General features: G+C 29.7%; 6 protein-coding genes. All 6 read right to left on the reverse strand.

Features of this window, described 5'->3' with window-relative positions; genetic code table 11:
* Positions 1–362 precede the first annotated feature (362 nt).
* Positions 363–2,804 carry a DUF7619 domain-containing protein gene (locus ACH5TW_RS00005; RefSeq protein ID WP_439334424.1) on the reverse strand — a complete coding sequence of 814 codons (2,442 nt, stop codon included), beginning with the start codon at positions 2,802–2,804 and terminating at the stop codon, positions 363–365.
* 200 nt (positions 2,805–3,004) lie between these two features.
* Positions 3,005–4,162 (reverse strand): DUF4062 domain-containing protein, encoded by a 1,158-nt coding sequence (locus tag ACH5TW_RS00010; protein WP_439334425.1) that lies wholly within the window; start codon positions 4,160–4,162, stop codon positions 3,005–3,007.
* A 159-nt stretch (positions 4,163–4,321) separates the two neighbouring features.
* The gene (locus tag ACH5TW_RS00015) at positions 4,322–4,888 is read right to left on the reverse strand and encodes a DUF2004 domain-containing protein (RefSeq protein ID WP_439334426.1); all 567 of its coding nucleotides are present in this window, start codon (positions 4,886–4,888) and stop codon (positions 4,322–4,324) included.
* A 172-nt stretch (positions 4,889–5,060) separates the two neighbouring features.
* A complete protein-coding gene (locus ACH5TW_RS00020) occupies positions 5,061–5,432 on the reverse strand; it encodes a hypothetical protein (RefSeq protein WP_439334427.1) in 372 nt (123 codons plus the stop codon).
* Between the two features lie 48 nt (positions 5,433–5,480).
* Positions 5,481–5,699 carry a hypothetical protein gene (locus ACH5TW_RS00025; RefSeq protein ID WP_439334428.1) on the reverse strand — a complete coding sequence of 73 codons (219 nt, stop codon included), beginning with the start codon at positions 5,697–5,699 and terminating at the stop codon, positions 5,481–5,483.
* Positions 5,700–5,861: 162 nt separating this feature from the next.
* Positions 5,862–6,358: hypothetical protein (locus ACH5TW_RS00030; protein ID WP_439334429.1), on the reverse strand; the 497-nt coding region annotated here is incomplete at its 5' end.

The raw sequence follows: 6,358 nt of genomic DNA on the forward strand, positions 1-6,358 counted from the left end.
TGTCATTTAGCAGATAGGTTTCTTTGTCAAATTCCAAGTACAGATTGGTCTTTTCAAAATCGTTTTTTGAACAACTGAATCCTAAAATTGAAATCAGAAATATTGTTAAGGTGTTCTTCATTTTCAAAATGTACTACAACGTTTATGTATATGGAAAGTTGCGTGTTTTAGTGCGAGGATTTTCCGAAGGAAAATCAGAAGCTAGCAAACAAAGCAACTAACATTGGTTTAGTATAAAACTAGCAATTTTTTATATACTGTGTTGGCGGTAGTTTTTTAATAATAATTTAGTGTACGTTTTTTTTTAATATTAGATATTATGTGATGTAACTTAAAAATATTATAGTCATTCAGCAGTCAGCTTATTTCTTTATAAATCTGCTTACAAGTTTTCTTCCAGAGCCATTATAAATTTCAACAAAATAAAGCCCTTTATTTAAAATAGAAATATCAACCTTACTTTGATTAAAAAAAGAAATAACTTTTTGTCCCAAAGAGTTATAAACATAAATTTTAGAAATAGGATTATTTGATTTAATGTTTAAAATATTTGATGTAGGATTTGGGTATAAATAAATAGGACTTGAATTAGTTTCGCTTACTCCTAGAGTACTTACTACTTCAGTATTGACAAGGTTTGTTGGTACAGCTGGATTAAAATCAAAATATATATCAGCTTCATTGGGTACAAATTCTCCAACTGTTATATGTTTTTTAGGTTTTATCTTGTAGGCAATAAACCCATGCGAGTTTGGTTCATCTGAAGTACTATCGGGAAGATTAATTCCGTTAAAAATAAAAGAAATATCATAACCATAAACTCTTTCTATATTAAGAGAATGACTAGAGCTTTCTAATTGAAAAGTTGTCCAATCTAAATTGGAATCAAATAAGTTATTTACCTTAACGTTAATTGCAGAAGCTGTACCTATATTTTGAAATCTAATTATATAGTGGAGATATTCATCTGAATTTTCCAGTAATATTTTATCTCCTTCTATTACCAATATATCATTTGGGTCAAATGAATTAACAATAGGTTGATTAAATGTGAAAACATTATCTTCTTGAGTTAAATCGTCAATTATTGGGTTAATACTTGTTTCAAAACTCAAAGTCTCTTCTGTTTCAGGTGATATGAAATTTACAACAAAATTTAAATCTATAAATCTACTTTCCTTTGGGGCTAATCCATTATAAATGAATGATAAACTATTTGAATTTTGCGAATCTACTGCTTGACTTGAATTTAAAAAAGTTAACTTACTGTTGTCAAATTTAAACATTATATCTCCATCCAATTGAGTAGTTCCAACATTATTAAATACAATTCTGTAAGAAGAATTAAAGCCTCCTCTTGCTTCATTTATGGGGTATACACTAATATTTAAATCATTATTATCCCCGACATGAGATTGATGAGTCACTTTACCTCGAAAGATTAATTCGTCTTCCAAATAACCATCTCCAGAAACTACTAATTGGTCTTCTTTAACAGCTTTTATTTCTTTAATTCTATTTGAATTAGCAATTGACTTGATATTGCTAGTATTGTTTTCAAACGCATATTCCCAATTACCTAATTCGTCTATTTTAGCTAAAAAAGTTCCTTGCTGTGGACTGCCATTTGGTGAAATTGGAGATATTAAAATATCCTGCCCAATAACAACTGTATCATAAAAAGAACCACCGATATATACATTATTTGAACTATCAGCTGTTATAGCAGTACCTATGGCGTAATTGGTTGAATCATTGCCAATACTTTTCGACCATTCAAGCTGGCCATCAGGACTTATTTTATTTAAAAATCCTTTGTTATCAACACAATAAATATTTTCATTATTGTCTACAACTAAATCCAAACCAATAGAATTGTCATCGGTAAGAGGATAAACCCATGAAAATTGGCCATCAGTATTTAATTTTGCTATGTATTTAGATTCTTTAATGAAATCAATATTTATATCACCAAAAATTGATGGGCTTTGGCTATTTCCATCTATGTCTTCACGAAAGGTGCCAATTATATATAAATTATTATTAGCATCAATATCCATTTTAAAGGTTTCTTCAGAACCATCCGCACTTCCGACATTAATTGCCCAGATTGGATCTCCCGTAGGTGAAATTTTTGCAATGAAAACATCCCTTTCATATGGAGGGTTTTCATATAAATCAAAGCTATTTAAAGTTATTTTTGATGTTCTCGTTGGAGCAATTATGACTCGTCTTTCAAATTCACCTGAAACGTAAACATTTCCATCTTTATCTGCAACAATGCTATTAATAAAAGCACCATCATCCCATCCAGAAATATTTATACCCCATAATACATTTCCATTTGGAGATAGTTTTGCAATGATAGGATTATAATCAGTTGTGTTAAATGAATAACTTCCGAAACTAACATTTCCGTTATGCCCTAAACCTATATATGTATTATTTGAATTATCAACAAAAATACATTTTGCTGTCGCATTTCCAGTACCACTCCCACCTGATTGTTTTGCCCAAACCCAATCACCATTTGAGGAGATTTTTTCAATAAAAATATTTGTACCATTCACAGCACTTGTCAAAGTGGTTGAACCCAAAATCAAGGTATTGGTAAAATTGTCAACTGAATAGATATTACCTTCTAAATCAATAGCTATATTATTTATATATTCTTGATTATAACGCTCATAGCTTGTGTATGAATTTCCAGTATTATTATTAAAACTTTTCACCCACTCCCAATTTTGGGCATTTAAGCCATGCATTGTATAAAAAAGAAAGATAAGGGTTTGCAATTTTTTCATAAATAATTTTTTTTTTTCAATTGATAAATATTATTGGATTTGGTACTTTGTTCAAATTACCGCCAACGGTTACGTATAATATTAGTGGCGCGTTTAAGCACTAATTTAGTAAATAGAAACTTGCCAGCGGAAAATTCCGAAGGAATTTTCCAAGTAAGCTAGAACTAGCCATTAATTTTATGCTTTGTTAGCCACAGTTTTTATTCTAAAAGACTTTTTTTTAACTCAATTGCTATCGAGAGACTAACCCTTAAATTATCCAATAAGTCCTCTAATTTCATTCCTACGTTTGATTTAGCTTTATTTAATTCTTTTGACATTCTAGGTAAGTCATTTACTGATTGTAAAAAACCGTCCATACTTTCTATCGAAGATGTAATTCCATTTATAAGTGATGAAAGAGATTCGTTTGTTTCATCTATTTCCTCTTGTTCAACATTTAAGTCATTTCTAGATATATTTATTACATTAGAAAGAGCATCTATTCCTTTCTCAAAATATTCGTGAAATATTGGAATTTCAGGCTCTATTCGATTAGCATAATTGTCCATTACCTTTGCAGTTCGAATAAAATAATTTTTCAATGTTTTCCGACCAGGTTGATTGCCATTTGCTGTCATAGCATTCATTTCTGCTGTTTTTTTATTTAGCTGATTTCCAATCCATTCTGTTGCGTCAGAAATTCTAGTTAATGATTCTGTTGATTCTCGAATATTATCTTCTATCATTTCTTGATAGTCAATAATTCCATATTCTTCTTTTAAAATATCAACTTCCAACACCTCTTTAGTCTCTACTAATGCAACTTTATTTTGTTCGTTTTTTCTTAACTCTAATATTCTTTGAGGAATATGAATTCTTAAAAATTTACTTAATTGCTGTGTGTCCTGATATTCCCAATATAGAACTTTCTTGTTTTTTCCAATATCCGTTTTAAAGTTTTGAATTTTTAATAGTTGTTCTGGATTCATTTCAGTTATAGATACTGGTTTACAATTAAAATAAAACAGTATTTGTAAAGAATTTGGGGTTTCTATAAATCTATTATATGCATTTAGAAACTCTTCTTCTGTTCCAGAGTCAGCTTCGTTGGTTGGTGTTCCAAATTTTTTCCAAATAAGCCCAATAAACAAATCATAGTCTTTTCCTAAATCTGAATTTATTATTTCTTGAGGATGATTAATTGCTATTGCAGGTGCAGAATGTGTTTCCCATTTTAATAATTCTAAATGTATATCCTGTTGCTTTCCGAATGTGAGATTCAATTCATTAATAACTTCATCAATAGAAGCTCTTTCGTCTTGAACATCACTTGGTGAAGCTAAAAAAATCTTATATTTTGTTATTGTAGATGGCATGTTTTTAAATTGTGGCTAACGGTTACGTATAATATTAGTGGCGCGTTTAGGCACTAATTTAATAAATAGAAACTTGCCAGCGGAAAATTCCGAAGGAATTTTCCAAGTAAGCTAGAACTAGCCATTAATTTTATGCTTTGTTAGCTGTAGTTCTTATTTTCAACTTTCCCAAGATATATGGTCTAAATTTCCTTTTTCGTCTGTATTCACAACCAACAATTGGTTGCAAGGTTCTCCATTAATGTCAATTGAATAATCAAATGTCGCAAAGTAATCTGTTCCATATTTACCATCAGGATAAAGTCCAAGTCTGATAAGTTTTAATTTGTTCAAAAGCTGGATGTTTTTAGATGTATCAATATTCTCAATATCAATTATTCCGTTCAATTCGTTTTCGTCAAGTTCATCAAGATAAAAATTAATATAGTCAGATGATTCTCCACTTTCCTCGTTAAAATCTTTTTCAATGTAGACTTTATTCTTTTTGTCAAAATCTGCAATACTTTTTAAAAATTTTTCAATTTGTTCAATTTCATTTTTCCCAATTTTTTTGTTTTCAAAATTCAGGTCTGTTTTAATATTGCTGTTATTTAGCTCAAAATCAGCACTGTAATATTCTTCAAGGTTATTTCTAGTTACTTGTCCGAAATATGGCAAAACACAATTGTCTTCCAATTCGTTTTTTTGTTCAGGTTCTTTCTTTTTAAAAAAGTCAAATATTCCCATTTTTTGGTCTTTCAAATTTGAGTGAGCTAATTACAGCTAACGTGTTCGTGTATGGCTTGTTGCGTTGGTAAAAAACTAAGTTAATAAAAGAAAACGAACCAGAGGAAAATCCGCAGGATTTTCCGAGTACACAGAAACTAGCAATTGGTTATACACATTGTTGTGCATAGTTTTATTTTATCTTTTTATACTCATAATGCTTGTTGAACAATCCATCTTTATTTTTATAAATCAACTTCTTTTTATTAACCTCAATCAGAATGTAATTTCGATTTCCAATTGTCAGAATTGAATCAGTCAATTTATAAGTTGAGTCGTATTCATTTCCCATTTGGTTTATAAAGATTGTTTTGTCTTTATTAAAAGTCAGAGTAGTTGTCAGTTCCGATTCAGATTCGTTTTCAGTAAGTGATTCAATATCTTCAGGAAAAGAGTCCGTTTCTGCAACTAAAATCCATTTTCCGATTAATTTATTTTTCGATGTTGATTGAGCTTTACATGAACTAACTCCGAGAATTAACGCTAGTATTATTAATAACCTCATATTTTTTAGTAAAGTTCATTTGATTGATAAACTTTAGGATTTATTGGATTAAGAATTTAAAAAGTCTGCTTTGTTATGATATCTGAAAATCTTTATCAATAGACCCACAGTCGAAAGAAAAATCAAAATATTAATTCCTCCTCCAATAAAACCAAAAGTCAATGGTTCAATTTCAGTTTTAGTAACGATAATTGGCATTAATAAGTTTAATCCTATTCTTAAAATTAAACATATTACTACTAAAAAAACTAAATACTTTGCTTTCATAAATGCGTTTTGTAAATTATGCACAACGGTTACGTATAATATTAGTGGCGCGTTTAAGCACTAATTTAGTAAATAGAAACTTGCCAGCGGAAAATTCCGAAGGAATTTTCCAAGTAAGCTAAAACTAGCCATTAATTTTATGCTTTGTTGGCAACAGTATTTTTATTCAGTTATTATTTTAAAATATTTCATATTATGTGTAATCGAATCTCCAATTTTAACTAGATTTCCATTATAAGTAGCCTTGTCTTTTTCACAAAGATTGTCGGTTACTTTAATAATTAAATTGTATCCTCCTTTTTTCTTATTTTTTTCGATGACCATTCCAGTAATTAGACAGCCAAAGTCAGCTCCATTTGTATATGCAGACCAAGTTTGAGTTGGAACTTTTACAGTATCTCCGATATTCAGTTCTTTAAATTTTGTTTTAATCTCTTTTTTGGTCAATTTATTCTGTCTTCGAATTTCGTCAAGGTCAGGGAAGTCAGGCTCAAACTTTCTAATCACACAAGGTTTTTCAGTTTTAAAAAGTCCTTTTTGAAAGGCTTGATAATGCAATTCGGATAACTTTTCAAATTCCTTTTTCCGGAGTCGGTCAACTTTGGCAGGCGAATCAAAACAATGTGTAGAGGCTAAAAACAGAATTATTTCCGCATTTT

This window comes from Thalassobellus sediminis, assembly GCF_044386045.1.
In the GTDB taxonomy this organism is placed as follows: domain Bacteria; phylum Bacteroidota; class Bacteroidia; order Flavobacteriales; family Flavobacteriaceae; genus Thalassobellus; species Thalassobellus sediminis.

Coding starts and splice junctions, on each gene's coding strand:
- ACH5TW_RS00005 (WP_439334424.1), bottom strand. CDS start 2,804: ATGAAAAAATTGCAAACCCTTATCTTTCTTTTTTATACAATGCATGGC.
- ACH5TW_RS00010 (WP_439334425.1), bottom strand. CDS start 4,162: ATGCCATCTACAATAACAAAATATAAGATTTTTTTAGCTTCACCAAGT.
- ACH5TW_RS00015 (WP_439334426.1), bottom strand. CDS start 4,888: ATGGGAATATTTGACTTTTTTAAAAAGAAAGAACCTGAACAAAAAAAC.
- ACH5TW_RS00020 (WP_439334427.1), bottom strand. CDS start 5,432: ATGAGGTTATTAATAATACTAGCGTTAATTCTCGGAGTTAGTTCATGT.
- ACH5TW_RS00025 (WP_439334428.1), bottom strand. CDS start 5,699: ATGAAAGCAAAGTATTTAGTTTTTTTAGTAGTAATATGTTTAATTTTA.